Below are 25,537 nucleotides of genomic sequence, written 5' to 3' on the forward strand. Positions count from 1 at the left end.
TGCGGTACTTGTTGATGAAAGTCATGATCAATCCAGTGTACGAGGACAGGAGTAGGCATGTCGGACACGACCGGCGTTGATGAGGTCTGGGACGAGTGGAAGGAAGCCGTCAATATGACGGCAACCCAAGTGGAGAAGTGGCTGGACACCCAGGAATCGAAGGAGGTGGGCCAGAAGGACGACGGCGGCGAATCAGTGGGGCACGCATCCGGCCGCCGCATCATCAAAATCCTGTCCACAAAGAAAGCGGACCTCACTGATTCCGACGCTGCACACATGCGCAAGGTGGTGGGCTATGTCCACCGGCACCTGGCGCAAAAACCGTCCTCCGACGTCGAGCATTCGAAGTGGCGGTACTCGCTCATGAACTGGGGGCATGACCCGTTGAAGGACTGAACCGCTCGGCTGCCAGCCGCTTCAGCCCGTCTGCCGGACGGATGGGCACCGGCCAACGCGGTTCAAAGTCATCTCCGAGGGTAACGTTGCGCAGACGCCGTCCGAACATCGGGATCACCCACTCGCCCCACCACACTGATTCCCGGCGGAGCATCTCGGTCATGGTCAGCCGCTGCCGGGGCCGCAGGGGCTTGGACGTGAGCGTGTGGTCGATGCCGAGCTCGCGCAGTACGTGGGCGGCCATGTTCCTGTGGCCTGCCGGTGACATGTGAAGCCGGTCGATGTCCCAGAAACGCGGGTCGTGATACTCATCGAAGCACCAGTAATCCACAAGGAGTGCGCCGTACGTTTCGGCGATCCGACGGACGTGGTCGTTGTAGATCCAGTTTCGGCGTCGCATCGGTTCGAGGACCGGGTGGAGCCGCACGTCAAAGCCCGTGAAAAGGAGCGGGCGGGCACCGGCGGCCGCGATGCGGGACACCATGTCCTCGTAGGTCTCCATGAGCGGGGTGATGCTGGCGCGCAGTTCGAGGATGTCGTTTCCGCCGGCGTACACACTGACAACGGTGGGGTGGAGGTCAAGCGCAGGCTGCAGTTGTTCGTCGACGATCTGTCGAAGCCGCTTGCTCCTGATCGCGAGATTGGCGTAGCGCCAGCTTGGGTCTTTTTTACTCAGCTGTTTGGCAACACGGTCCGCCCAGCCACGGACGCCGTTGGGATAGCGGGAGTCCCAGTCCCCCACTCCCTCCGTGAAGGAATCACCGATTGCGACATAGAGTCTCGACACCGCTCCACGGTAGGGATGACGGACGACGTCCCTTCGTCGTCCATGTTTCGCTGCGGGAAAGCCAGGGTGAATTCGGAATATCTGAGCTTGATCGCGCGCTCAACCCAACATGACTCCACGACTCGCAGTTACCGGCTCAACAGGACACGTCGGCGGCGAAGTAGCCCGCCTCCTGTCCAATGCGGGATACGAGCAGAAACTCATTGTCCGCGACCCAACTCGGGCGCCCGATCTGCCGGGAGCGAAGATAGCCCAGGCCAGCTACGCCGAGCGGGAGGCCGCGGTTGAGGCGCTGCGCGGGAGTGAGGTGCTGTTCATGGTGTCCGGCGCCGAAGCCCAGGACCGCGTGGATCAGCACCGTACCTTCATCGATGCCGCCGCCGAAGCCGGTATTCAGCACATCATCTACACCTCCTTCCTTGCCGCCGCGCCGGACGCAACCTTCACGCTGGGCCGGGACCATTGGGCAACGGAGGAGCACATCCGCAACTCCGGGATGGCCTACACATTCCTTCGCGACAACTTCTACCTCGATGTTTTGCCCCTCTTCGCTGGGAACGAAGGCGTGCTGCGCGGACCTGCCGGCGATGGCCGGGTGGCAGCAGTGGCACGGACAGACGTGGCGCGTGCCGCCGTCGTCGTGCTTGAAAATCCGGTGGCGCACGTAGGGCGGACCTGGGATCTCACCGGCCCCGAGGCTCTCTCGCTCAGCGAGGTTGCCGCAATCATCACGCGGGTGACCGGCCGCCCAACCCGCTACGAGGAGGAGACGGTCGAGGAAGCCTATGCCTCGCGCGCCCCCTACGGGGTGCCGGACTGGCAGCTGGACGCGTGGGTGAGCACCTACACCGCAATTGCCTCCGGCCAGCTGGAACGGACAACGACGGCGGTGCAGGAGCTCACCGGGTCAGCACCACTGGATCTCGAAAAACTGCTCACGAGGTAAGGCGCCTGTGTCCGTTTCGGCGCCGGGAACGATCCTTGACTCCGTGACACGGCAGGTCTACCGTTGTATTCAACCAACTCGTTGATAAAGGATACAGTTGACCATGGACGTGGATGCTGATCGTCTGGATCGGGCCTTTATGGCTCTGGCAGACCCGGCGCGCCGCAGCATCATCGCTCATCTCAGCCGGGGCCCGGCAACCGTCAACGAGTTGGCTGCACCGTTCAACATCACCAAGCAGGCAATCTCCAGGCACATTCAAGTCCTTGAACAGGCTGAACTGGTAACCCGCTCGCGTGATGCCCAGCGTCGCCCCGTGCACCTGAACCCCGCACGGCTGGAGTCGCTCACCGCGTGGATTGACCAATACAGGCTTACCCGTGAGAGCCAGTTCCGCGCACTCGATGATCTACTCGGATCTCAGGCCAGAGATGGCCGTTCACCCAAGGACAAACCATGAGCAATCCACTGAAGCTTTCCGTGCCGGAAGGCGTTCCCTACATTGACGTCGAGCGGGAGTTCGATTTCCCGGTCGAAGCCGTCTTCGAAGCCCACAGGGATCCCGCGATGATCGCGAACTGGCTCGGGCCTCGCGGAATGAAGGCGGAGATCGACCACTATGATTTCCGCACCGGCGGCAGCTACCGCTACACCCATGTCAGCCCGGACGGTGAGCGCTATGACTTCAGCGGCGTGTTCCACACCGTGCGGGACAACGAGTTCGCTATCCAGACCTTCGAGTTTCTCGGCTATCCCGACGTCGTCAGCATTGAGTTCCTGACCTTTGAGGACCTGGGCGGCGGGCGTTGCAAGCTGGTCGGCCATTCCGTTTATCCCTCACAGGAGGCCCGGGACGGCATGGCGCAGTCCGGCATGGAAGGCGGCATGACCGAGGGCTACGAGCGCCTTGATGAACTGCTTGCAAGCCTTCCGTCGCGTGCTTGATGCCGAGCGTCCCAATCAAAGACGGGTTTCACTGGGAGTGTCTGGACATTCCCAGTGAAACCCGCAATCCAGTGGGATGCTGCACCGCCGCACCTTAGGCTCGGTACATGCGCAGGGACTTCTATCGCGACCAGCACTCAGCCGCCGCCTTCTACAAACTCTTGACAGCGACGGTGGTGCCGCGGCCCATTGCGTGGGTGGCGTCGCGGTCGGAGAACGGTGTCGATAACCTCGCACCGCATTCCTTCTTCACCGTCGCGTCAACAGACCCCCCGATCATCCAGTTCACGTCTGTCGGCGAGAAGGACAGCTTGCGAAACATCCGTGCGAGCGGCGAGTTCACCGTGAACTTCACGCCGGAGAACCTGTTCGAGCGCGTCAACGCAACGGGCACCGCGTTCGAGCCGGAGGTGAGCGAGTTCGACGCCGCTGGCTTGCAACGCGAGGCGAGCACCCTGATCAGCACTCCGCGCGTATACGAATCTCCCGTTGCGCTGGAGTGCCGTCTGCACAGTCTCATTGCCGTCGGGAACTGCACGCTGATCCTGGGTGAGGTGGTCCACGCAGCCGTCTCCGAACAGGTGCTCGACGGCGATCACCCCCGCGTGGATCTACTCGAACCGTTGTCCCGCCTCGGCCGGGACGAATGGGGAACTCTCGGCGAGGTGCGCCGGATCAGGCGAATCCGCCTCGAGGACTGGCCCGGCTCATTCTCGGCAGGCGGTCAATGATGGTCCCGGGAAACCCGGCCGCCCGGTTCGGGGCCCGGCCCAACTCATGCTCCGCGGACCGTCGATGACGCCAACCCCGAACCCGATCGCCGGCTTCGAGGACTGGCCCGCAGCTCTGCGGCAACTCGGTAGACACGAGGGACACAACACCGCGAGCGCCAGTCTTGCCCAAGCCCTCGGCGTACCCGCACCCATCCCCGCACCGCCCGTCACGGTGCGCCGCGCTCAGGTGTTCGACGGCGTCGAGCTGCAGGAACTGGAGTGGCAGTTGCCGTACGGTCCCCTCACGAAGGGCTACTTGCTGACGCCTGCAGGAGCGAAGAGCCCTCTTCCCGGCGTTCTGTGGTTGCACTGTCATGCCGGCAACAAGTGGCTGGGTGCAGAGCGCTTGATCGCCGGCGCTGAGACCAGCGCCGACGTGGACACGCTTCAGCGGAACCTCTACTCAGGCCACGCCGTCGCCAACGACCTGGCTCGCGCAGGCTTCGCCGTGCTGGTCCACGATTCCTTCAGCTGGGGCAGCCGGCGGTTCCTGCTCAATCCGCCACCGGAACGGGTAGCTGAGGGGCTCGACGCATGGCGGGCGCTCTGGCATCAGGAAGGCGTGCAGCCAACGCCATCCATGGAGTACAACGCCGCTGCCGCCCTCCACGAACATACAATCGCGAAGACCGCAGGCCTGCTCGGCACCAGCTACGCCGGGATGGTGGCCTTCGAAGATCTGGTTGCGCTGGATGTCCTGCACAACCTGCCCTGCGTCGAGAAGGGACGTGTCGGCGTCGGCGGTTTCTCGGGTGGTGGAGGCCGGGCGCTGGTGCTGTCGGCCCTTGCGCCCCAGGCGCGTGCCGCCGTTGTCTGCTGCATGATGACCACCTTCGAGGGCCTCTTTCCTTCCCACCTGGACGCTCACTCGTGGCTGCTCGCCACTCCGGGGCTGTCGCGGTTGTTCGACTGGCCGGAACTTACGGCCGTCAACACCGCGTGCCGCTACCTCGTCCAGTACGCCGGTGAGGACCCACTTTTCACACCCCAGGGCATGCACGACGCCGACGCGGTGTTGGGTGCACTCGCGCATGATGCGCCGGGTCGCTATACCGGATCCTGGTACGACGCCGGCCATGTGGTCACTGTTGACATGCTTCAGGACGCCCTGATGTTTCTGGCTGATTCCCTCAGCAACTGATCATTCCCTCCCTTCCATAAGGTCCGACCGGCAATTGCGATGGCGTGTGACGGCGGGAGCGCTGCCAGAAAACGTTTTCCTTGACGTGTGGCGCATCACACACTAGGGTCGTTTGCAGTCCTGAGAAAGCGTTTTCTCAGATTGCCTGCAAGAGCCCTACAACCCGACAGAAGGTTCCCATGAAGCTTCCGAACGACGCGTTCGCGACGGCGCCGGAATGCGCCCGCCAGATCGCGGAAAGGAGCGGCGATGTCAGCTCTGAATGAGATGTCCGGGCTGAAGAAAGAGCCGCGAGGAAAGAAGCGGAAGCTGACAGCCGCCGAGAGGAAGGAGGAGCTGGTTTCCTACCTGTTCCTCGCTCCCTGGCTGGTGGGTCTGGCCATCATCACAATCGGTCCGATGGCGGCGTCGCTGTACCTTTCCTTCACCGACTACAACCTCCTCCAGCCACCGGAATGGACCGGACTGGACAACTACCTTCGGATGTTCGAGGACACCCGGCTCCAGAACTCCCTGGGAGTGACCTTCCTCTACGTCTTTGTCTCCGTTCCCCTCCAGCTCATTGCAGCACTGGCGCTTGCTCTGATCCTGGACCGCGGCATGCGGGGCCTGAGCTTCTACCGCTCGGTCTACTACCTGCCGTCCCTGCTCGGTGGCTCCGTTGCCATCGCAGTGCTGTGGCGTCAGATCTTCGGCACCTCCGGGCTCATCAACCAGCTTCTGGCACTGGTCGGTATCGAGGGCATGGGCTGGATCGCTGATCCCTCCACTGCGCTAGGCACGCTGATGGTGCTCAACGTCTGGACGTTTGGCGCACCGATGGTGATCTTCCTGGCCGGTCTCCGCCAGATCCCCACCATGTACTACGAGGCAGCGGCAATGGACGGCGCGTCGAAGGTGCGCCAGTTCACCACCATCACGGCCCCGCTGCTGACCCCAATCATCTTCTTCAACCTGGTGCTCCAGATCATCGGTGCTTTCCAGTCCTTCACCCAGGCATTCGTGGTGTCCGGCGGCACCGGCGGCCCTGCGGACTCAACGATGTTCTTCACGCTGTACCTCTACCAACAGGGCTTCGGCAATTTCAATATGGGGTACGCCTCGGCCATGGCGTGGCTGCTGCTGCTCATCATCGCCGCCTTTACCTTCATCAACTTCATCGCCTCGAAATGGTGGGTGTTCTATGACGACTAATATCGCGCCCCAGGCCAACACAGCCCCTGCTGCCACCCGAACGCCGACAAAAGCGGCACCGCCGGTCCGCCGGAAGAAGCGGAATGACGAGGAACTGAGCGGAAGCACCGGGAGCCGGTTGCTGAAGCACATTGTGCTCATCGCTTTCGGCATCATCATGCTCTACCCGCTGCTGTGGATGCTTGTGAGCTCGCTGCGTCCAAACGATGTGATCTTCCGGGAGGCCGGCCTCTGGCTCACCACCTTCGAGATCAGCAACTACACCGAAGGCTGGAACGCCCTTCAATCACCGTTCGGGCACTACATGATCAATTCGATGATCGTGGTGGTCGGCTCGATCATCGGTAACCTGGTGTCCTGCTCAATGGCCGCCTACGCCTTCGCCCGGCTGAAATTCCGCCGTCGTAACCTGCTGTTCGCCATCATGCTCATGACGATCATGCTGCCCATTCACGTGATCATCGTGCCGCAGTACATCATCTTCTCGGAGCTGGGCTGGGTGAACACCTTCATTCCGCTGGTGCTGCCCAAGCTGCTTGCCACGGACGCGTTCTTCGTGTTTCTCATGGTGCAGTTCATCCGCGGACTGCCGAAAGAGCTGGACGAAGCTGCACGCATCGACGGCTGCGGCCACGTGCGGATCTTCACCCGCATCATCCTCCCCCTGATGATGCCCGCACTGGCAACAACCACCATCTTCACCTTCATCTGGACCTGGAACGACTTCTTCAGCCAGCTGATCTACCTGACCGACCCCGAAATGTACACGGTGCCCGTTGCGCTGCGGTCCTTCGTTGACAGCACCGCCACCTCTTCCTGGGGCTCGATGTTCGCCATGTCCATCGTCTCCCTCCTGCCCGTCTTCCTGGTGTTCCTGTTCGGCCAGAAGTACCTGGTCAAGGGCATCGCCACCACAGGCATCAAATAGACCGCTCCGGTCACAAGACAACTCGAAAGATTGGAAAGAGATTCAATGAAGAAGTTCTCGCGTCCTGCCCGCACCCTTACCGCAGCCTCCCTCGCCGTCGTCCTCGGACTATCGATGGGCGCCTGCGGAAACGGCGGAAGTGAATCCGCCGGCGACGGCAACCTCCGCTTCTCCTGGTGGGGCTCGGACCCACGCCACGAAGCCACGCAGGAAATCATCGACATCTACGAGTCGAACAACGAGGGCGTCACCGTAGCCGGTGAATTCTCAGACTTCTCCGGCTACTGGGACAAACTGGCGACGACGACGGCCGGCCGGGATGCGCCGGATGTCATCACCATGGACGAGAAATACATCATGGAATACGCCGGCCGCGGCGCGCTGACTGACCTCACCGAACTCGAAAACCTCGACCTGTCCAAGTTCCCCGAGGCCGCACTGGACCTCGGACGCTACGAGGACGGCGTGTACGGGCTGAGCACCGGCCAGAACGCCTACTCCGTGATGGTCAACGCGGACCTCTTCGCCGAAGCCGGCGTCGAGATCCCGGATGACAGCACCTGGACCTGGGATGACTACTACGAGATCTCGGCCACGATCAGCGAGAACCTGGGCGAGGTTGCGGGAACCGACTACGGCGCACTCGACGGCGACCTGCGCATCTGGCTGCGCCAGAACGACGAAAAGCTTTACAGCGAGGATGAGCCGGGCACCGTGGGCTACTCGCAGGAGAACCTGCTCTCCTGGTTCGAGCACCTGCTCCATGTCCGCGACACCGGTGGCGGCGTCAGCGCGGCACAGTTCACCGAGGCCGCTGCCGGCACCTTCGAGGCCGAGAACTTCCCGACCAAGAAGACCGCCATGGGCTGGTACTGGTCCAACCAGCTCGGCGCCCTGCGTGCCGCCACCGGTGACGACATCCGCATTCTCCGGGTGCCCTCGCCGTCCGGCAACGCCGAGGACAACGGCATGTACTACAAGGCCTCCATGTACTGGTCCGTCTCCAGCCAGTCCGATAACCAGGCAGCCGCAGCGGACTTCGTGAACTTCCTGGCCAATGATCCCGCGGCCGCCGAGAAGATGCTCGTGGACCGCGGTGTTCCCGCCAACCCGGAGATGGCTGCAGCCATCGAACCGAAGCTCGATGAGTCCCAGCAGACGGTTGTCTCCTTCCTCGAGGAAATTGAACCCGAGGTCTCCGACTCACCGAAGCCCTCCCCCATTGGAGCGGGAACCGTTCAGGAGACCATCGTCCGCTACGTCGGTGAGGTCCTGTTCGACAACCTCACTCCGGAAGAGGCAACCGAACAGTTGACCGCTGAAATCGAAGGCATGATCAGCGCAGGCTGACCACGCAGCATCGAACCGAACCGCTATTCACCCGATAAAACAGGAAGAGATTCAATGAAGAACTTCTCTCGCTCGACGCGAACTCTCACAGCTGCGGCTGCCGCGGTTGTGCTCACGGTGTCACTGGGCGCCTGCGGGAACGGCGGCGGTGACAGCGCCGCAGCAGGTGACGGGAATCTCCGCTTCTCCTGGTGGGGCTCGGATCCACGCCACGTAGCCAACCAGGAGATCATCGACATGTTCGAGGCCGAGAACGAGGGCATCACCATCGAGGGTGAATACTCGGACTTCGGCGGCTACTGGGACAAGCTCGCGACGACGACGGCCGGCCGGGATGCGCCGGATGTCATCACGATGGATGAAAAGTACCTGCAGGAGTATGCCGGCCGCGGCGCCTTGGCGGACCTCAGCACGCTCGAAGGCCTGGACACCTCCAAGTTCGACGACGCCGCCCTCAACCTTGGACGTTATGAGGACGGCCTGTACGGGCTGACCACCGGTCAGAACGCCTACGTGATCATGGCAAATCAGGACCTGTTCGCGCAGGCAGGCATGGAACTCCCGGATGACACCACCTGGACGTGGGACGACTACTACCGCATCTCGGCTGAGCTGACTGAGAAGCTGGGCGGGGACATCGTCGGCACCGAGTATGGCGCCCAGGACGTGGACCTGCGGATCTGGCTCCGCCAGCAGGGTGAAAACCTCTACAACGAGGATGAACCCGGCACCGTGGGCTACTCGCCGGAAACTCTGACCGCCTGGTTTGAACACCTCCTGGAGGTGCGCGACGGCGGGGGCCCGAGTGCCGCCCGCTATACCGAGGAGCTGTCGGGATCCTTCGAAGCCGGCGGTTTCGCCACCAACCGCGCGGCAATGGGTTGGTACTGGTCGAACCAGCTGTCGGCTGTGGAGTCCGCCAGCGGCAGCGAAGTGACCATGCTTCGTCCGCCGTCGGAGTCAGGTAACGCCGCTGAGAACGGCATGTACTACAAGGCCTCGATGTACTGGTCCGTCTCCAGCCAGTCCGATGACCAGGAAGCTGCCGCCGAGTTCGTGAACTACCTTGCGAACAACCCTGAGGCTGCGAAGAAGATGCTCGTTGATCGCGGGGTACCCGCAAACCCGGACATGGCCGCCGCCATCGCCCCCGAGCTGAACGAAACCGATCAGACGGTGGTCGACTTCCTCGAGGAGATCAGCCCCGACATGGCCGCAGCCCCGCTGCCCTCCCCTGTTGGTGCCGGTGGCGTCCAGGACACGGTCAAGCGTTACGTCTCCGAGGCCCTCTTCGACAACCTGACTCCCGCTGAGGCAACGGAGAAACTAACCGCCGAAATCGAAGGGATGATCAGCGCAGGCTGATTGTCCCGGAACGGAACATTGATCATGCTTGACCCCGCATCCCGTCTGGCGCCTTCCCGGTACAGGACAGGAAACCCCGTTGCTGACGACCCCGCCCGCGTTGCACGTGTGGCCCTGGTGGGCGTTCATGGCTTCGGTGCCCGGCACCTCGACAACCTTCGCCGGTTGGAGGACGACGGCGCCGCCCGGCTGGTTGCCGTGGCGGACCCCCGTCCGCCCGAGGACGGGACGCTGGGTGCCGGGGTCGGTGTGTTCAACAATCTGGAGGACCTTCTCGCCGCAGGGGTGGCGCCCGACGTCGTCGTTATTGCCACCCCCATCCAGGCGCACGCGCCGCTCGCCCATGCGGCGATCGAGGCCGGCGCGGATGTGTACGTGGAGAAGCCTCCGGTGGCGTCGATGGAGCAGTACCACTCGCTCCTCGCCGCTGCTGACAAAGCAGGCGTTGCCGTGCAGACCGGGTTTCAGAGCCTGGGCTCGGCAGCGCTTGACCGGCTCGACGATCTCGTGGCATCGGGATCGCTGGGTTCGGTTCGGGGCGTCAGTGCGCTGGGGACCTGGGTGCGAACCCGGGGCTACTTTGGACGTTCCCGTTGGGCGGGAAAGCGAACGCTGGACGGCGTGGACGTGGTCGACGGCGTGGCCACCAATCCGCTTGCCCATGCGGTTGCGACCGCCCTTCGTGTGGCCGGTGCACGGAAGACGTCCGACGTGGCTACCGTCGAGACGGACCTGTACCGGGCCCACGACATCGAGTGCGATGACACGTCCACCATCCGGGTTCGGACGGCGTCCGGGACGGTGGTCATGCTCGCACTCACCCTGTGTGCCGCGGAGCAGACGCGACCCAGCGTCACGCTCCACGGCACGCAGGGAACCGCCGTGCTGTATTACACGGAGGACGAACTGGCCGTCACCACGGCGGACGGCACCGTCATTGAGCACTTCGGGCGCGCCAACCTGCTGGAGAATCTGCTCGAACACCGGGCGTCCGGCACTCCCCTGCTCAGCCCGCTCGCCTGCTCCGGCGCGTTCATGCGGGTGCTCGACGCCGTCCGGCTGGCCCCACCGCCGCAACCCATTGATCCCTCGTACGTCACCTGGATCGGCGACGGCGACGAAGCCCACCCCGTGGTGCACGGCATCGAGGACCTCCTGCAGCGCGCGTGTCACGCCCAGGCGACTATCGGCGAACTGTGCCCGGGCTGGGCGCGGCCGTCGCCGTCGTCGTCCGTGTCGCCGTCGTCGTTACCGCTTGTGCTGGACGGCCGCGAGGTCGGGTTCTACCGGGACGGCATCGCCGTCTCTCCCTTCCTTTCGCCGCGCCCCTACCTGCATCCCGTGGCCACGCGCGACGGCGTCATTGTCACCGACCACTTTCCCGCGGACCACGTGTGGCACCTCGGCGCGGGCATTGCGGTGCAGGACGTCGACGGCGTCAACGTCTGGGGCGGCCGGACCTACCGTCGCGAGGCGCAGGGTTACGTGTGGCGCGCGGACCACGGCCGGATCTCCCGCACCGGAATCACGCAGCATGGCGACTCCCTCGAGGAGACGCTGCGCTGGAGCGGCCCCGACGGCGGCGCCCTGCTGCACGAAGCCCGCCGCATCAGCTGGCGTACGGTGAACGAGGCCGCCTGGGCGCTCACCATCGACTTCTCGCTGACACCCGCCGGCGAGAACCCGGTGGCCCTTGGGAGCCCGGGCTCGAATGGGCGGTCCGGCGGCGGCTACGGCGGCTTTTTCTGGCGCCTCCCCACCAGCGAAAACATCACTATCACGACGGCGGATGCCTCCGGTGAAGCGGGTGTCCACGGCACAGTGTCGGATTGGCTGTGCTGGCAGGGCATCTTTAGCGGCCGGCCGGCGACGCTTCTTTTCCTGCCCAACGACAACGCCATCGACCCCTGGTTCGTGAGGGCAGAGGGTTACCCCGGGGTGGGGCTTGCCCTCGCCTGGGACCGGCCGGTCACCACCACGCGCGAGGCTCCCCTGGCCCGCTCCGTCACCATCCTCATTGCCGACGGCGCTCTGACTCCTGACGCCGTGAGCACCCTCGCGGCCGAAGAAAGGCACCCATGACCACCACTTCAGCCCCCGGCCTTGACACGCTTTCGGCTCCAACTGCCGCGCCAACTGCCGCGCGTGTCGATGACTCCGGCGACGAGCGCGCCATCAAGCGCAGCCGGGTACTTGAGATTCTTGACCGTACCGGCCACGAGTCCCTGCTGTTGACCAGCAACACGGCGATGACGTGGTACCTGGGCGGGAGCCGTCTGCACATCAGCCTCGCGGGGGATCCCATCGCCATGCTGCTTGTTGACCGCGAACGGGACCACCTGGTCACGTTCAATAACGAAGCGGACCGGCTGATGCGCGAGGAGCTGCCGGCCGACGTCGTCGTTCATCCGGTTCCCTGGCACGGATCCATGCACGAGGTGATGAGCCGGCTGTCCCCTTCGCAGCCGCTGGATGAGGCGAGCGTGCGGCGGGAGCTGCGCAACGCGAGGCAGTCGCTGCTTCCCGTGGAAGTGGAGCAGTACACAGAACTGAACACGGAGGTCGCGGGTGCGCTGACCGATGTGCTCTCCGCTGCCAGGCCGCATACACCGGAACGGGACATCGCCGCTGAACTGGGCGCGCGGGTCATCGCCATGGGCGCTGAGCCACTGGTTCTGCTCTGCAACGGCCGTGAGCGGTCTGCTTTCCGGCACCCGCTGCCGACGTCGTCGCCATTGGGTCGGCGGGCGATGGCGGTCGTGTGCGCGCGGCGTCGGGGAATGGTTGCTAACGTCACGCGTTGGGTCCGGTTTGACGGGTCAACGGCCGCCGAGCGTGACGCCGAAGCACGCATTGCTGCCGTGGAGGCTGACATTTTCGCGGCGACCGTGCCGGGTGCGCGGTTGGACGGAATTTTCGATGTCATCCACAGTTCCTATGCCGCTCACGGCTTCGGGCCCGACCAGTGGCGGCTGCACCATCAGGGCGGCCCCGCCGGCTACGCGGGCAGGGATCCGCGGGTCACGGCGTCGACTGATGACGAGGTTGTGCCCAATCAAGCGTTCACCTGGAACCCGTCCGGCCCCGGAGTGAAAATCGAGGACACCGTGCTGCTCACTGCCGAAGGGATCCGGGTGCTCAGCGTCGATGAACGCTGGCCGACGGTCGAGGTGAACGGCCTGCAGCGGCCAATGACCCTCGAAATCTAGGGCACTTTTGCGCAGCTCCGGTGGGTTCCAGCGCCGTGGAACCCACCAGAGCTGCACAAAATTTCCTGTTCGATGGAGTTCCTGGAGGTCAGCGGCGGCCCAGCCAGTCAACCGCCGCTTCCAGGTCTGCGCGATCAATACCGTGACCGCCCTCCCGAAGAACCTGTTCGACGTCGGCGCCCTGCCGCTGCAATTCGCCCACCAGCGTAGTGACGCTGGGCAGCGGCGCCATGGGGTCGGACCGCCCATTCAGCACCAGGAAGCTGCTGCCGGAAAGGGAAACCTCCGTGCTCCGCTCACCGAACGGGTACATGCCCGAGAACGCAACCACGCGCTTCAGCGCTTCCGGGTGCAGCATCGCGGTGGCCAAAGCGATGTTGGCACCATTGGAGAAGCCGACGGCGATGATCTCCCGGTTGCCGGCGTCATAGTGCTGCCGCGCTTCGGCGATGAAACCGGCCAGTTCTCCCGCACGGAGGATGACGTCGTCGACGTCGAACACGCCCTCCGCGCGCCGGGCAAACCAGCGCAGCATGCCGTTCTCCTGCACCCTGCCGCGTGGCGCAAGCACAGCTGCGGCCGGATCCAGCTGCGCTGCGAGCGTCGCAATGTCCTCCTCGTTTGAACCCGTACCGTGCAGCATCAGGAGGAGTGAACGCCCGGGGTCGCCCTCATGGTAGAGGTGCGGCCAGTCATTGAATTGCGGTGCGGACATCAGGCGATGCCTCCGGCTGGCTGATCATTGTGGCCGGCGAGCACATTGTTGTCTTCCGGAACCTCGATACGCGCCACCGAGGCTTCGATGTCCTCGCGCGAGGGCTCGAGCCACGGCGGCAGCTTCAGTGAGCGCCCGAGTTCCAGGAGCGGCTCATCGACGTTGAAGCCCGGAGTGTCCGTCGCAATCTCGAAGAGCACGCCGCCCGGTTCGCGGAAGTAGATCGAGGTGAAGTACTGGCGGTCGAGAATCGCTGTCACCGCGAACCCGCGCTCAACGAGATCCTGTCGCCACAGCTCCTGGGTCGCCTTATCCGGAACCCGGAAGGCGATGTGGTGCACGGTTCCGCCGGCCACGAGTCCGTAGGGCCCGGCAGGATCAGCAATGACGTCGATAATGTTCCCGGGGCCGCCGTCGCCTGCTTGTAAACGGGTGCGTCCGGGAGCCTCGTCGGAGATTCTCAGCCCGAGGTCTTCGGTGAGGACGCGCAGGGTGTGCTCGGGGTTCGAAACCGTTAACACGGAGGAGTGCTGGCCGCGGACGGCATGCTCCGCAGGGACAAAGGACGAGTCCCAGGGGTTGCGGGGATCGGAGGTCGAGGAGGCCACGAGGTCGAGCTGGAGTCCGTCAGGATCGCGCAGCGAAAGCCTTTCCTCATCCTCGGACGCCAGCGAGATGGAGGACTCCACGCCGAGGTCGCGGAAGTGGTTCTGCCACCAGCCGAGGCTCCCCTCGGGCACCGAGAAGGCGGTGGTGGTGGACTGGCCCGAACCGATTCGACCGGGTGCCACCTGGCCCCACGGGAAGAAGGTCATGAGCGAGCCCGGTCGGCCGGCGTCGTCGCCGTAGTACAGGTGATAGGTGGACGGGTCATCGAAGTTGACCGTCTTCTTCACAAGCCGCAGTCCGAGTCCGCGGATATAGAAGTCGATGTTGGCCTGCGGGTCACCCGCAATGGCGGTGACATGGTGCAGGCCAGTGGTGTGCGCTGTCATGGTGATCCTCCGGAAGGTTCCGGTCGGCCCGGCGGTCGACGTTGTACATGCAAATGCATATACCTTCGCACTTATTCCCCGGACCGGACGCTAGTGTGTGACCGTGAACGATGCGCTCTACGAGCTGAAAGCAGCCGTTACCGACGCCGTGGGCGGCCCCGTTACTGCACTGGCTGACGTCGAGCGGATCCCGCTGGATTACGACGCCTTCCTCGCCCACCGGACGGTGAGCCGAATCCAGGGACACGCGCTCGTTGGGGGTGAACGCGTTGCATGGTCCATGATCGAGAAGCGCACCGAGGGGCCGGCCCTGGCCTCCGCGTACCTTCTTGACAACGGACGGCGTGAGGTCAACGCCTACGCCTCCGGAGTGCTGGCTGGAATAGCTCCCGGCATCGGCACACCACGGATGCACGGGAAATTGCGTGATGCGGAGGGAGGAATGACCCTCTGGCTTGAGGAGATCCGTCATGGAGGTGCAAGACCGCTGGACGCGGAGACTGTCCTCGCCGCAGCGCGTGATCTGGGCGGCATGGGCGGGCTGTGGGCCGGGCGCCGGCTCTCAGAACCCTGGTACTTCTCTGGGTGGATTGACCGCCATAGCCAGCCTGAAGCCATTGAGCAGGGCCTGGCCACACTGCGGCGCCGGGACCCACGCGCAGCTGCCCATCTCGGTGACCGGCTGGCTGCCGCCGAGCAGCTGGTCCTCAACCAAGCCCGTTACCGCGGGATTCTGGAATCGCTCCCGCAGACCCTGTGCCACCACGATGCCGGAGGCGCAAACGTCTTCCACTCGGGCGGCCGGACCGTTCTGATCGACTGGGAATCCATCGGTCCCGGCCCCGTGGGAGCGGACCTGGCTTCGTTGCTTTTCTCCTCGGTCCGCCGTGGCGATGCCCTCGCGAGCGTCGTGATGCCGCTGGTTGAAGAGGCTCTGGACGCTTACTCCACAGCCCTCAGGGCAGAAGCACCCACCGTCACGTTTGAGGACATCCGCCTGGGGTTCGACGCCGCGGTTGCACTTCGCTGGAAGCTGGCCGTCGACGTCGTCGCTGGTATCGAGAAGGGTGAGCCCCCGCGGCGGGGAAGCCTCCCGGACGAGGACCCGGCAGCGGCACTGGAGGAGCTGATAGCACTCGTGGATCTGCTCCTCGCGTCAGCCGGCCGCGCACTCCACAAAGCCCCGTGAGTTAGGTACGATCTCCAGGCCCAGTCCCGGCTGGCCGGTCACCGTAAGCCCGGATTCCGTGATGCTGACCGGCGAAGGACCGGCGAGGATGCCCAGCTCAGTCATGGTGGCGCCGTCGACCGCTTCCACCCACACCGTCTCCGCCAGGGTGGAGGCAAGCTGTCCCGAAAGCTCCGGAAGCAGGTGCGGAGCCACTGCGATGCTGTTGGCCCGGGCAAGCTCAACGATGCGCCGGAACGGAGTGATTCCACCGACGCGGATGATGTTGGGTTGGATGATGTCGACGGCGTCCGCCTCGATAAAGTCCCGGAACCGGTAGATGGTGTGCACGTTTTCACCCAGTGCGATGGGCACCGGCGAGGAGCGACGCAGCCGCCGGTAGGCAGAGAGGTCGTCTGCGCGGATCGGTTCTTCGAGCCAGTGCAGGCCGTATTCCGCCAGCCGTTCAAGCGCCCGCAGGGTTGTGGGCAGGTCCCACCGCTGGTTGGCGTCAATCATCAGTGCGCGGTCGGGACCGATGACCTCGCGGACTGCGGCGATCCGCTCCGCATCCTCGCGCAGGTCCGGCTTACCCACCTTCACCTTGACCGCCTGCCGGCCTTCTGTAACCCACCGCTGGGCCTGCTCAACGAGCTCCTCAAGCGTGTAGTGCAGGTTCACTCCCGATCCATACACCGGCACGGTTTCCCGACGGCGGCCCAACAGGTCAGGTACGGAACACCCGGCCTGCTTCCCTGCCAGATCCCACAGCGCAAGGTCGACGCCAGCCATCGCGATGGTGGTCAGCCCTCCCCCGCCTGCCTCATGGAGCCGGACCCAGAGTGCATCCCACACCTCCTCCGCACGGGCAGAGAGGCCCTCCACAAAGGGGGCGATGTCATATTCCAGCAACGCCAGCACTGCCTGCGGCCCGATGGTGGGCGTCCACGAAAAGCCGTGTCCCACACCGCCGTCGTCGGTTGTCACCGTCGTCGCGATGAAGTGGTTTTCCGGCACGTCCGCTCCCCAGGCACGCCGAAGCGGCGCCGTGACCACGCGCGAGGACAGGCCGGTGATCTTGACATTCATGCGCCCACGAGCTCACGGCCGGCGGCAGGAACGGCCTTATTGAACTGCATGACTCACCGTGCTTCCTGGCTTGCGGTTGCGAGCTCCGGTGGAACGAGTTCCAATGGAACGAGTTCCTTGCGCCAGCTACGTTTCGGCTCCCAGCCGAGCAGCTTGCGCGCCTTGTCGATCGAGAAGGCCGGGCTGGTTCCGTGCAGGTTCCCGGCGAGCGCACCCACCGCGGGGAGGTAGCGCGGGATGAGCTCGGACAGCGGCTCGCGTGCCAGTGCATCGGCTGCGCCCACGAAGAAGGTCTCAGCGTTCGGGATTCTATCCATGGACTGCAGCAGCACGTCAAGGAAATCCGCGACGTCCCGTGCGTCCACGTAGTTGAAAATGGCCGGCGCGGACAACGCGGGATCATCCAGCCGTTCGACGACGGTGTGCCCCTGCTGCGTCGGCGCACCAGCCCACTCCTCCGGCGAGATGACATAGCAGGGCCGGAACGCGGCGTACCGGATCCGCTCGCCCTGCGCGGCCGCGAACATGCGCATGGTTTGCTCGGCAAGCAGCTTGGAGAGCGCGTAAGCGTTCCAGGGCTTCGGCGTTGTCTGCTCATTCAGCGGGAAGGCGTCCGGCATCCAACCGGCGGGTGCGCCGTAGCCAAGCACCGTGGGGCTTGACGCCGTGATGATCCTGCCGACACCAAGGGTGGTCGCTGCGTCCATCACCTGGAAGGCGAGTTGGCTGTTGGTCTGCAGGATCACGTCCTCCGGCGCACTGAAGGGCACGGCGATCGCGGCAAGGTGGATGACGGCGTCGGGCCGGTGGTTTTCCAGCACGCTTAGCGCAACGCCGGGAGCCAGCAGGTCAGCCGCTTCCTGGCGGATCTGAGTGGGGAACACGCCGTCGAGAACCGGCGCGCGGTCCACAGAGACGACGTCGTAGCCTGCCTCAGCGAGGCCGGTCACCACACTGCGGCCCAGCCTGCCGGAGCCTCCCGTCACCAGGACGGTAGTCTGCGCCAGCTCAGCCACGGCGCACCGCGCCCTTGGACGCGCGGTCGTCGGCGGCACGGTCGGCTGCAAGGTCCGCTCCGAGGCCGAGTTCGCTGATGCGTACGGGCAGCGAGGATTCGAGTGAGGCGTTGCCGGCAATACCGACCGCGACGGCGCGCAGACCGTCCAGATAGCCTGACGGCCTGCCCAGCGGGTCCTCGCCGGGGCCCTCGAAGAGGTCCGTGAGCAGCAGCGCATCACCGCCGCCGTGGCCGCCCTCTCCGTTCACAATCGGCACTTCGACGGCGGGTTCCCAGTGGCGCTGCAGAATGAGGCGTTCGCCGTTGATCCGGACGGCGTCGTCTTCCTGCACCGGTGTGGCATTGGGATCGACGACGTTCTTTTGATCCGTGCTGCCGGAAACTGCGGCCCGCTCCACGACCTCGAGTTCAACGCGGCCCAGCGTTCCGTTCACGGCAACCCGGTAGCCCTCCCAGGGGCTGTGCGCGTTCAGCGAGTAGCTGAGGGTCGCTCCGGAGGCGTAGTCCACCACGAGGGCAAGGTTGTCCTCAATGGTGATGCCGGGGGCGAAGACGTCCTGGTCGCGCTGATACCCGTCGTGGTGTTCGTTGGCGTAGTAGAGGTTGTTCAGCTTCTCATCCTCACGCAGGTCGAGGGCGAACGGATCCCCCGCGGCCGAGTCTGTGGTTCCGCGCCCCGGCCGGTCCGTCAGCCCGCGCCCGGCAGCGTTGCGGTCCCCGTAAAAACGCAGCCCGCCGCTGGCGAAGACACGTTCAGGGACGTCATCGATCCACCAGTTCACGAGGTCGAAGTGATGTGACGCCTTGTGAATCAGCAACCCGCCGGAGTTCTCCTTCTGCCGGTGCCAGCGGCGGAAGTAGTCGGCGCCGTGGACAGTGTCCAGCATCCAGCTGAAGTCGATGGACGTCACGGTGCCGATCGCGCCGCTCCGGATGATCTCCTTCAGCGCGCTGTTGCGAGGTGAATACCGGTAATTGAAGGTCACGACGACGTCGCGTCGCGTGCGGTCAACTGCCTCGCAGATCCGGCGGCAACCCTGGGTATTGATGGTCAGCGGCTTTTCGACGACGACGTCCGCTCCCGCTTCCAGCGCCTCGACGATGTAATCGGCATGCGTGTAGTCAGGTGTGGTCACGATGACGCGGTCAATGCCGTTGTCCCGGATGAACTGCGTCAGCTCCTCCGGGCGGAACTGCGCGACTTCTGTCTCCGCCGAGAGTTCGGCGGCGAGATCGAGGTAATACTCCACCCGTCCCGGGTTGGTGTCGCTGATTGCCACGAGCTCGGCTGAGGACGCATGATCGCCGAGGGCAGCGCGTACGTACATTTCCGCCCGCGAGCCGGTGCCCACGAGCACCAGACGGGTACGTTTGCGTTGCTCCGACGTCGAATTGGCCTGCTGCTGGGCAGGAAGCGTATGGGGGGCGGTGCTCATGGGGCTCCTTCGGGTACCTGCATCAGCGGAAGATGCGACACCGTGACTGTGAGAAGTAACTGTCAGCGAAAACTATGAGAAAACGTTTTCTGAATTAGGTTATATGCTTTCTATCAACACACCGGCGTACCCGTCAACCATTCGCTGCCGGTACGCCGATCTCCAGCCCGGATGAGGAACCTATGGCCAGGAAAGCAGCCAACCGCAGGGTAGGCATCACGGACGTCGCGCAGCGTGCAGGAGTCTCGCTGGCCTCGGTTTCGCGCGTCATGAACGGCAACTTCTCCGTGGACCCGGACATAGCGGCCCGGGTCCGGAGCGCAGCCGCGGAACTGAACTACCAGCCCAACGCGGTGGGACGGAGCCTGGCGCTGGGCAAGACCGACACCATCGGCGTCGTCGTGCCGGATCTGGCCAACCCCACCTTCCAGGGGATGCTCCGCGGAGTAAGCCGCGCGGCCGCACAGGATGGCTACCGCGTGCTGATCGCGGACTCCTCCGAAGTGTCCAGCGAGGAATCGATTCTGGCGGGCGAAGCACGACGGCGGTGTGACGGCGTCGTACTCTGTGCACCACGCATGAACGAGGCAGAACTGGAGGCCCTCCTTCCGTCGCTGCGCCCGCTGGTTCTGGTCAACCGCTCGACGGCGGACGCCGAGACTCCCAGCCTGGTGGTCGACTACGGGCAGGGCGTGCAGGATCTGGCTGCGCACCTCGTGGAGCTCGGCCACACCACTCTTGCGTTTCTAGAGGGGCCTGAGCGAAGCGCGTCCAACCAGGCACGGCTGCAGGGGCTCGAGAAGTTCCGCGTGGACAACCCGGAAATTCAGCTGACGGTCCTTTCGGGAGGGTCGAGCTTCGAGGCCGGGCACGGTTCGGTGGACAGCGTCCTCGGAACCGGCGCTACCGGCGTGCTGGCCTTCAACGACCTCGTCGCCATGGGGCTTTTGAGCGGACTTCATGAACGTGGCATTGACGTCCCCAGGCAGATCTCGATCACCGGGTTCGATGACATCCCGTTCGCGAACTACACCACGCCGCCGCTCACCACCGCGGCGGTGCCGATCAATGACATCGGCGAGCAGGCGTGGCACGAGATGCGCCGGCTCCTGGGGGACGGCGGGGATGAGCCCTCGCACACCACGTTCCAGCCTGAGCTCAGGCGCCGCGGAAGCACGGGCCCGGCCGCCCGCCCGCAGTAGGGCGCCCTTCCTCACTCAGAAACTGCCCGCGGGTGCAGGGTCGCCGGTTCGAACCGGCGACCCTGCACCTCCGGGCAGTTTCTGTGCGATTGAGTCCGGCAACCGCAGCGAGTTGCCCTCACTAGAAAGCAGGCTTAGTGTTCTCGGAGGAAACACTCATCTACAGGAGGCATCATGATTGGTTTCATCATCGCCGGATTGATCATCGGGGCACTCGCTCGGCTCATCAAACCGGGTAAGCAGAACCTCGGACTGCTCGCGACCCTGCTGCTGGGGCTTGCCGGCTCCGTCATCGGCGGTTTGATAGCAAGCTTCTTCCACACCGGCGGGATCTTTGAGCTGAACATTCTCGGCTTCATCCTGGCAGTGATCGCGGCGGTTCTGCTGATCGGCGTCGCTGAGTCACTTTCGGGCCGCCGCAACCGCAGCGTCCGCCGGTAGTTCACCAGCAACGCTCCAAGTGGCCATAACACTCGGCTCGAAGCCCACACTGGCGCCCGAACAGCGGCAGTCAGTCTTCTCAATCATCGCCGACGTTGACCCGCGGCTTGGGTTGTTTGCATCCTTCACGATGGCCGTGACAATTGCCTTCCTGATGCGCGAGCGCATGGCAGGCAAGCTTGGCGGCGGCCACTGAGGTAGATGCGGGTGCCCTCAGGCGGACTCCCGCCACACCACAGAGGTGTTGAGCATCCGCACCTCAGCCTCGTTGCCCTCGATCTGGGCGAGGACAAGCTCTGCGGCCGCGCGCCCCAGCAGGTCCGCCGGCTGCTTGACCGTGGACAGTTGCGGCTTGCAGCGCAGTGCCCAACTGCTGTCATCAAAGCCAACTATCCCGACGTCGTCCGGCACCCGCCTGCCCTGCTCCTGCAGGGTGGCCATGGCGCCCGCGGCCACCGCGTCAGAGGCGGCGAAAACGCCGTCGATATCCGGGCGCCTGCGCAGGAGTTCAGCCATGCCGTCAGCGCCGGCAGCATAGGTGTAGAGCGGAAACTCAAGAACAAGGTCCGGGTCGAATGCCGGCCCCAGCGCTGTCCGGAAACCTTCAAGCCGGTCCTGGCCGGAATCGCGGTCCAGCGCACAGGCGATCATGCCCACCCGCGTCCTGCCGGTGTCCAGCAGCCGCCGCACAATTGTCTGGGCGGCTGCCACATTATCGATCCCCACATACGGAATGTCCGGCGTGCCCGGCGGATGGCCGACGAACGCAGCCGGAATCTTCAGGTTCCGCACCGCCGTCGCAATGGGATCGGAGGTTCGTGCAGAGATGATGACAGCACCGTCCACGAGCCCTCCGCGCAGGTAGTCCGCCACCCGCCGGCTGTCCCGTGCCGTGTCGATTATCAGGGAGACCAGCTGGTAGTCCGCGGCGGAAAGCACCGAGTTGGCGCCGAGGAGGATCGATCCGATGTTGGGATCCTCGAACAACAGGGAGTGCGGCTCGTGGATGATGAGGCCGATAGCCCGGGACTCCTGCCGCACGAGGTTCCGGGCCGCCGAGTTCCGCACGTAACCGACCTGCGCGATAGCCGACTCCACGGCCATCTTCGCCTCGGGCGAGACGTACTTCTCCCCGTTGACCACACGCGAGACCGTCCCCCGGGACAGGCCCGCCGCGGAGGCAACATCATTGATTGTTGCCCGCCGGCGGCGAACGCGAGTGGAGTCCATACCGATACTGTAACGGAGCTGTCGAAGCGGTGGATCCGAATTAAAACGTTGACACGTCGGTGTGACGCAGACTACTCTGTGAACGTTCCCAGATTGAGCAGAACATCGCGCTTCGCACTTTCTGGGAACGTTCACAGAAGCAACAGCGAACAGTCAAGGAACTCCGTGCCGCCCAACACCTCGCCGATCACCCAACTCGCCCCCGACGGCGGTCTGGTGTTCGGCTGCGACTACAACCCGGAACAGTGGGACGAGGCCACGTGGGCCGAAGACATGCGGCTGATGCGCAAGGCCGGGGTCAACCTGGTGGCAGTCAACATCTTCGGCTGGGCGGAACTCCAGCCCGACGCCGAAACCTTCCATTTCGACCGGCTGGACGCCATTCTGGACCTCCTCCATGAGAACGGCATCGGCGTCAACCTGGGAACAGGCACCGCTTCCCCGCCGCCATGGCTCACCACGGCGCACCCCGGGATCCTTCCCGTGACGGTTGACGGCGCCACCCGCTGGCCCGGCGGGCGCCAGGCCTGGTGCCCCAGCTCCCCCGTCTTCCGGTCCTCTGCACTCACGCTGGTTGAAGCAGTTGCCCGGAGGTACGGCGCGCATCCCGCAGTGCGCCTCTGGCACGTATCGAATGAGCTCGGCTGCCACAATGCGCTGTGCTACTGCGACACGTCCGCCGCATCCTTCCGGCGCTGGCTGCAGGACCGTTACCTCACACTGGACGCCCTGAACACTGCGTGGGGTACGGCGTTCTGGAGCCAGCGGTACTCGGCCTGGGAACAAATCCTCCCACCGCGCACCCCGCACGCCACACCCAACCCCACTCAGGTCCTGGACTTCCGCCGCTTCAGCTCCGACGAACTCCTCGCGTACTACCGGGCCGAAGCAGATACCCTCCGCGCACACAGCACGCTGCCCGTCACCACCAACTTCATGGTCACCGCGCACATCCGCACCCAGAACTACTGGCAGTGGGCGCCGGAGATGGACTTCATCGCCAATGACCACTACCCGGACCACCGGCTCGAGGACCCCGTACAGGAGATCGCCCTGGCCGCTGACCTCACCCGCGGTCTGGCCCGGAACCGGCCCTGGATCCTGATGGAACACGCCACCAGCGCAGTCAACTGGCAGCCCCGGAATATCGCCAAGGCGCCCGGCGAGCTGCTGCGCAACTCCCTTTCCCACCTGGCCCGCGGTGCGGACGGCCTGTGCTTCTTCCAGTGGCGCGCCTCCCTGCAGGGCAGCGAAAAGTTCCACTCGGCCATGCTCCCCCACGCGGGCACGGACTCGAAGATCTGGCGCGAGGTCACCGAGCTGGGCGAGACGCTGGGCCGGTTGCGTGAAGTCGCAGGCAGCACTGTCACGGCGCGGGCAGCCGTGATCTTCAGCTGGGAGGCCTGGTGGGCCTGCGATTCCGACTCCCACCCTTCCGCCGACCTCCGCTACCTCGATCAGGTGCACGCACTCTACGGCGCGCTGTGGGATGCCGGCATCACCGCTGATTTCCTGCCGCCGGACGGCGACTTCACCGGTTATGACCTGGTGCTTGTCCCTGCCCTCTACCTCGTCGCCGACGACGACGCCGACCGGATCACCGACTACGTCCGCAGCGGCGGCACCGCCGTCGTCTCCTTCTTCAGCGGCATCGTGGATGAAAACGAGAGGGTGCGCCCGGGCGGTTACCCCGGCGCCTTCCGCGACCTGCTTGGCATCCGCGTCGAAGAGTTCCACCCGCTGGCCGCCGGCCAGAAACTACAGCTCTCAAACGGCACGACGGCGGCACTGTGGAGCGAAGCCCTCCGCACCACAGGCGCTGAAGCCGTTCTCACCATCACCGAGGGTCACCTCGCAGGAACAGCTGCGGTCACCCGCAATTCCTTCGGGAACGGCGACGCCTGGTACCTGGGCACGTCGCTCGGCAAGGAAACCCTGCTGGAAGTTCTCGGCGACGCCGCCCGTTCGGCCGGGATCCCTGCCTCGGGGACGCGCGGCGTCGAAACTGTCGAGCGGGTATCCGGGGACGCACACTATCTCTTCGTCATCAACCACACCACGCACGACTACAAGCACCGGGTCACCGGAACTGAACTGGTGTTCGGCACGGAAGTTGCCGACGTCGTCGTTGTTCCGGCGGGCACCGTCCGCGTTGTACGCACTCATTCAACAGGCAGCACCGTATCAACAGGCAAGGAGGCCTCCTGATGGCTACCCTGGACCAGGCCCAGAACCCGCCGGGCACCAACCCGCCGGGCAACAAAAATTCCCGGCTTGTTTCGAACAAACGGCGCAGCACGCGCAAAGCAGTTGCCGTGTTCGTGGCGCCGTTCGCCGTGCTCTTCATCCTCTTCTACGCGGCACCGATCATCTTCGCGATCATCCAGTCGCTCCTGGTGGTCGAGCGGGAGGGAACGTTCGGGGCACCGCAGCAGGTCTTCGGCGGTCTCAGCCAGTACGCTCTCGTCTTCCAGGACCAGGCGTTCTGGGCCTCCGTGGGCAGGGTACTGCTCTTCGGCGTCGTACAGGTGCCGATCATGTTGGGCATGGCGTTGCTGTTTGCACTGCTGCTCGATTCGCCGCTGCTCAAGGGAAAGAAGTTCTTCCGGCTGGCATTCTTCGCTCCGTACGCGGTACCGGGTGTTATTGCCGCCATCATGTGGGGGTTTCTGTACTCCCCCTCGCTCTCACCGTTCAGCGCGGTCACCTCGGAAATCAACTTCCTCGACGGGTCCCTGGTCCTGTGGTCCATCGCGAACATCGTCACCTGGGTGTACGTGGGCTACAACATGCTCATCATCTACGCGTCACTGCTTGCCATCCCCACGGAAATTTACGAGGCGGCACGGCTTGACGGCGCTTCCAACGCCCAGATCGCCTGGCGGATCAAGATCCCGCTGGTGACTCCCGCGATCATCCTCACCGGGGTGTTCTCCATCATCGGCACCCTCCAACTCCTCGCCGAACCCCAGACCCTGCGCAGCTTCAGCTCGGCGATCAGCAGCACCTACACACCGAACCTCGCGGTCTACACCACGGCGTCGATCCCCAACTACAACCTCGCCGCTGCATTCTCGGTTGTCCTCGCGATCGCCACCTTCATCCTCTCCTTCGTCTTCCTGAAGGCAACCCAGCGGAAGGTATCCCAATGACCACGGCAGCCGTCCCCCAGTCCGCTCCGGAGAAGCCGCGCTCCCGGGGCCCGCGCC

The 25,537-nt window shown here is 64.6% G+C and carries 25 protein-coding genes; 18 read left to right on the forward strand and 7 right to left on the reverse strand.

The features are described from left to right. Positions 1-57 precede the first annotated feature (57 nt). Positions 58-396 (forward strand): DUF3140 domain-containing protein, encoded by a 339-nt coding sequence (locus ASH00_RS03505; RefSeq protein WP_056545066.1) that lies wholly within the window; start codon positions 58-60, stop codon positions 394-396. Here the strand turns inward: ASH00_RS03505 and ASH00_RS03510 are convergent. After that, positions 362-1,183, reverse strand: a complete 822-nt coding sequence (locus ASH00_RS03510) for an SGNH/GDSL hydrolase family protein (RefSeq protein WP_056545069.1) — start codon at positions 1,181-1,183, stop codon at positions 362-364. The two genes, ASH00_RS03505 and ASH00_RS03510, sit on opposite strands and share 35 nt — an antisense overlap. 109 nt (positions 1,184-1,292) lie before the next feature. On the opposite strand from ASH00_RS03510, the gene ASH00_RS03515 reads away from it, so the two are divergent. From ASH00_RS03515 to ASH00_RS03565, 11 genes are all read left to right on the forward strand, one after another. Then, the gene (locus ASH00_RS03515) at positions 1,293-2,129 is read left to right on the forward strand and encodes an SDR family oxidoreductase (protein WP_056545070.1); all 837 of its coding nucleotides are present in this window, start codon (positions 1,293-1,295) and stop codon (positions 2,127-2,129) included. 103 nt (positions 2,130-2,232) lie between these two features. Further along, the gene (locus ASH00_RS03520) at positions 2,233-2,589 is read left to right on the forward strand and encodes an ArsR/SmtB family transcription factor (RefSeq protein WP_056545073.1); all 357 of its coding nucleotides are present in this window, start codon (positions 2,233-2,235) and stop codon (positions 2,587-2,589) included. Beyond that, the gene (locus ASH00_RS03525) at positions 2,586-3,074 is read left to right on the forward strand and encodes an SRPBCC family protein (RefSeq protein ID WP_056545077.1); all 489 of its coding nucleotides are present in this window, start codon (positions 2,586-2,588) and stop codon (positions 3,072-3,074) included. Before ASH00_RS03520 ends, ASH00_RS03525 begins: the two co-directional genes overlap by 4 nt. Before the next feature lie 107 nt (positions 3,075-3,181). After that, positions 3,182-3,805 carry a flavin reductase family protein gene (locus ASH00_RS03530; protein WP_056545081.1) on the forward strand — a complete coding sequence of 208 codons (624 nt, stop codon included), beginning with the start codon at positions 3,182-3,184 and terminating at the stop codon, positions 3,803-3,805. A gap of 64 nt (positions 3,806-3,869) precedes the next feature. Beyond that, positions 3,870-4,988, forward strand: coding sequence for an acetylxylan esterase (locus ASH00_RS03535; protein ID WP_056546592.1), 1,119 nt, complete (start codon positions 3,870-3,872; stop codon positions 4,986-4,988). 249 nt (positions 4,989-5,237) lie between these two features. Further along, on the forward strand, positions 5,238-6,182 hold the full coding sequence (locus ASH00_RS03540) for a carbohydrate ABC transporter permease (protein WP_056545084.1): 945 nt from the start codon (positions 5,238-5,240) through the stop codon (positions 6,180-6,182). Continuing rightward, positions 6,172-7,110, forward strand: coding sequence for a carbohydrate ABC transporter permease (locus ASH00_RS03545; protein WP_056545087.1), 939 nt, complete (start codon positions 6,172-6,174; stop codon positions 7,108-7,110). Before ASH00_RS03540 ends, ASH00_RS03545 begins: the two co-directional genes overlap by 11 nt. A 45-nt stretch (positions 7,111-7,155) precedes the next feature. Continuing rightward, positions 7,156-8,460 (forward strand): ABC transporter substrate-binding protein, encoded by a 1,305-nt coding sequence (locus tag ASH00_RS03550; protein WP_056545090.1) that lies wholly within the window; start codon positions 7,156-7,158, stop codon positions 8,458-8,460. A 54-nt stretch (positions 8,461-8,514) separates the two neighbouring features. After that, a complete protein-coding gene (locus ASH00_RS03555; protein ID WP_056545092.1) occupies positions 8,515-9,825 on the forward strand; it encodes an ABC transporter substrate-binding protein in 1,311 nt (436 codons plus the stop codon). Between the two features lie 24 nt (positions 9,826-9,849). Continuing rightward, positions 9,850-11,907 (forward strand): DUF6807 family protein, encoded by a 2,058-nt coding sequence (locus tag ASH00_RS03560; protein WP_056545095.1) that lies wholly within the window; start codon positions 9,850-9,852, stop codon positions 11,905-11,907. After that, positions 11,904-13,034, forward strand: coding sequence for a M24 family metallopeptidase (locus ASH00_RS03565; protein WP_056545098.1), 1,131 nt, complete (start codon positions 11,904-11,906; stop codon positions 13,032-13,034). The genes ASH00_RS03560 and ASH00_RS03565 overlap by 4 nt, the downstream gene beginning before the upstream one ends. A gap of 88 nt (positions 13,035-13,122) precedes the next feature. Here ASH00_RS03565 and ASH00_RS03570 read toward each other — a convergent pair whose 3' ends face one another. Then, positions 13,123-13,749 carry an alpha/beta hydrolase gene (locus tag ASH00_RS03570; protein ID WP_056545100.1) on the reverse strand — a complete coding sequence of 209 codons (627 nt, stop codon included), beginning with the start codon at positions 13,747-13,749 and terminating at the stop codon, positions 13,123-13,125. Further along, positions 13,749-14,744 carry a ring-cleaving dioxygenase gene (locus tag ASH00_RS03575; RefSeq protein WP_056545103.1) on the reverse strand — a complete coding sequence of 332 codons (996 nt, stop codon included), beginning with the start codon at positions 14,742-14,744 and terminating at the stop codon, positions 13,749-13,751. Before ASH00_RS03575 ends, ASH00_RS03570 begins: the two co-directional genes overlap by 1 nt. Before the next feature lie 103 nt (positions 14,745-14,847). On the opposite strand from ASH00_RS03575, the gene ASH00_RS03580 reads away from it, so the two are divergent. Then, complete coding sequence (locus tag ASH00_RS03580; RefSeq protein ID WP_157358982.1) at positions 14,848-15,933, forward strand: phosphotransferase; 1,086 nt, start codon at positions 14,848-14,850, stop codon at positions 15,931-15,933. Here the strand turns inward: ASH00_RS03580 and ASH00_RS03585 are convergent. From ASH00_RS03585 to ASH00_RS03595, 3 genes are read right to left on the reverse strand one after another with little or no spacing between them, the layout of a single operon-like run. Then, a complete protein-coding gene (locus ASH00_RS03585) occupies positions 15,901-17,001 on the reverse strand; it encodes a mandelate racemase/muconate lactonizing enzyme family protein (protein ID WP_056545107.1) in 1,101 nt (366 codons plus the stop codon). The two genes, ASH00_RS03580 and ASH00_RS03585, sit on opposite strands and share 33 nt — an antisense overlap. Positions 17,002-17,054: 53 nt before the next feature. Next, positions 17,055-18,017 (reverse strand): NAD-dependent epimerase/dehydratase family protein, encoded by a 963-nt coding sequence (locus ASH00_RS03590; protein ID WP_235563141.1) that lies wholly within the window; start codon positions 18,015-18,017, stop codon positions 17,055-17,057. After that, positions 18,010-19,455, reverse strand: a complete 1,446-nt coding sequence (locus ASH00_RS03595) for a Gfo/Idh/MocA family protein (protein WP_056545109.1) — start codon at positions 19,453-19,455, stop codon at positions 18,010-18,012. Before ASH00_RS03595 ends, ASH00_RS03590 begins: the two co-directional genes overlap by 8 nt. A gap of 182 nt (positions 19,456-19,637) precedes the next feature. Between ASH00_RS03595 and ASH00_RS03600 the strand changes: the two genes are divergently transcribed. The 3 genes from ASH00_RS03600 to ASH00_RS16585 all read left to right on the forward strand — a co-directional run bounded on the left by ASH00_RS03600 (position 19,638) and on the right by ASH00_RS16585 (position 21,294). Further along, on the forward strand, positions 19,638-20,657 hold the full coding sequence (locus ASH00_RS03600; RefSeq protein ID WP_056545111.1) for a LacI family DNA-binding transcriptional regulator: 1,020 nt from the start codon (positions 19,638-19,640) through the stop codon (positions 20,655-20,657). A gap of 174 nt (positions 20,658-20,831) precedes the next feature. After that, positions 20,832-21,098, forward strand: a complete 267-nt coding sequence (locus tag ASH00_RS03605; RefSeq protein WP_056545113.1) for a GlsB/YeaQ/YmgE family stress response membrane protein — start codon at positions 20,832-20,834, stop codon at positions 21,096-21,098. A gap of 19 nt (positions 21,099-21,117) precedes the next feature. Then, positions 21,118-21,294, forward strand: a complete 177-nt coding sequence (locus ASH00_RS16585; RefSeq protein WP_157358983.1) for a hypothetical protein — start codon at positions 21,118-21,120, stop codon at positions 21,292-21,294. A gap of 17 nt (positions 21,295-21,311) precedes the next feature. On the opposite strand, the gene ASH00_RS03610 is transcribed toward ASH00_RS16585, so the two are convergent. Further along, complete coding sequence (locus ASH00_RS03610) at positions 21,312-22,328, reverse strand: LacI family DNA-binding transcriptional regulator (RefSeq protein ID WP_056545115.1); 1,017 nt, start codon at positions 22,326-22,328, stop codon at positions 21,312-21,314. Between the two features lie 165 nt (positions 22,329-22,493). Here ASH00_RS03610 and ASH00_RS03615 point away from each other — a divergent pair, with 165 nt between their 5' ends. After that, positions 22,494-24,536, forward strand: coding sequence for a beta-galactosidase (locus ASH00_RS03615; protein WP_056545117.1), 2,043 nt, complete (start codon positions 22,494-22,496; stop codon positions 24,534-24,536). Beyond that, on the forward strand, positions 24,536-25,480 hold the full coding sequence (locus ASH00_RS03620) for a carbohydrate ABC transporter permease (RefSeq protein ID WP_082565867.1): 945 nt from the start codon (positions 24,536-24,538) through the stop codon (positions 25,478-25,480). The genes ASH00_RS03615 and ASH00_RS03620 overlap by 1 nt, the downstream gene beginning before the upstream one ends. Positions 25,481-25,537: the final 57 nt, after the last annotated feature.

Origin of the sequence: Arthrobacter sp. Soil782, assembly GCF_001428435.1 — a bacterium.
Lineage (GTDB): Bacteria > Actinomycetota > Actinomycetes > Actinomycetales > Micrococcaceae > Arthrobacter_D > Arthrobacter_D parietis.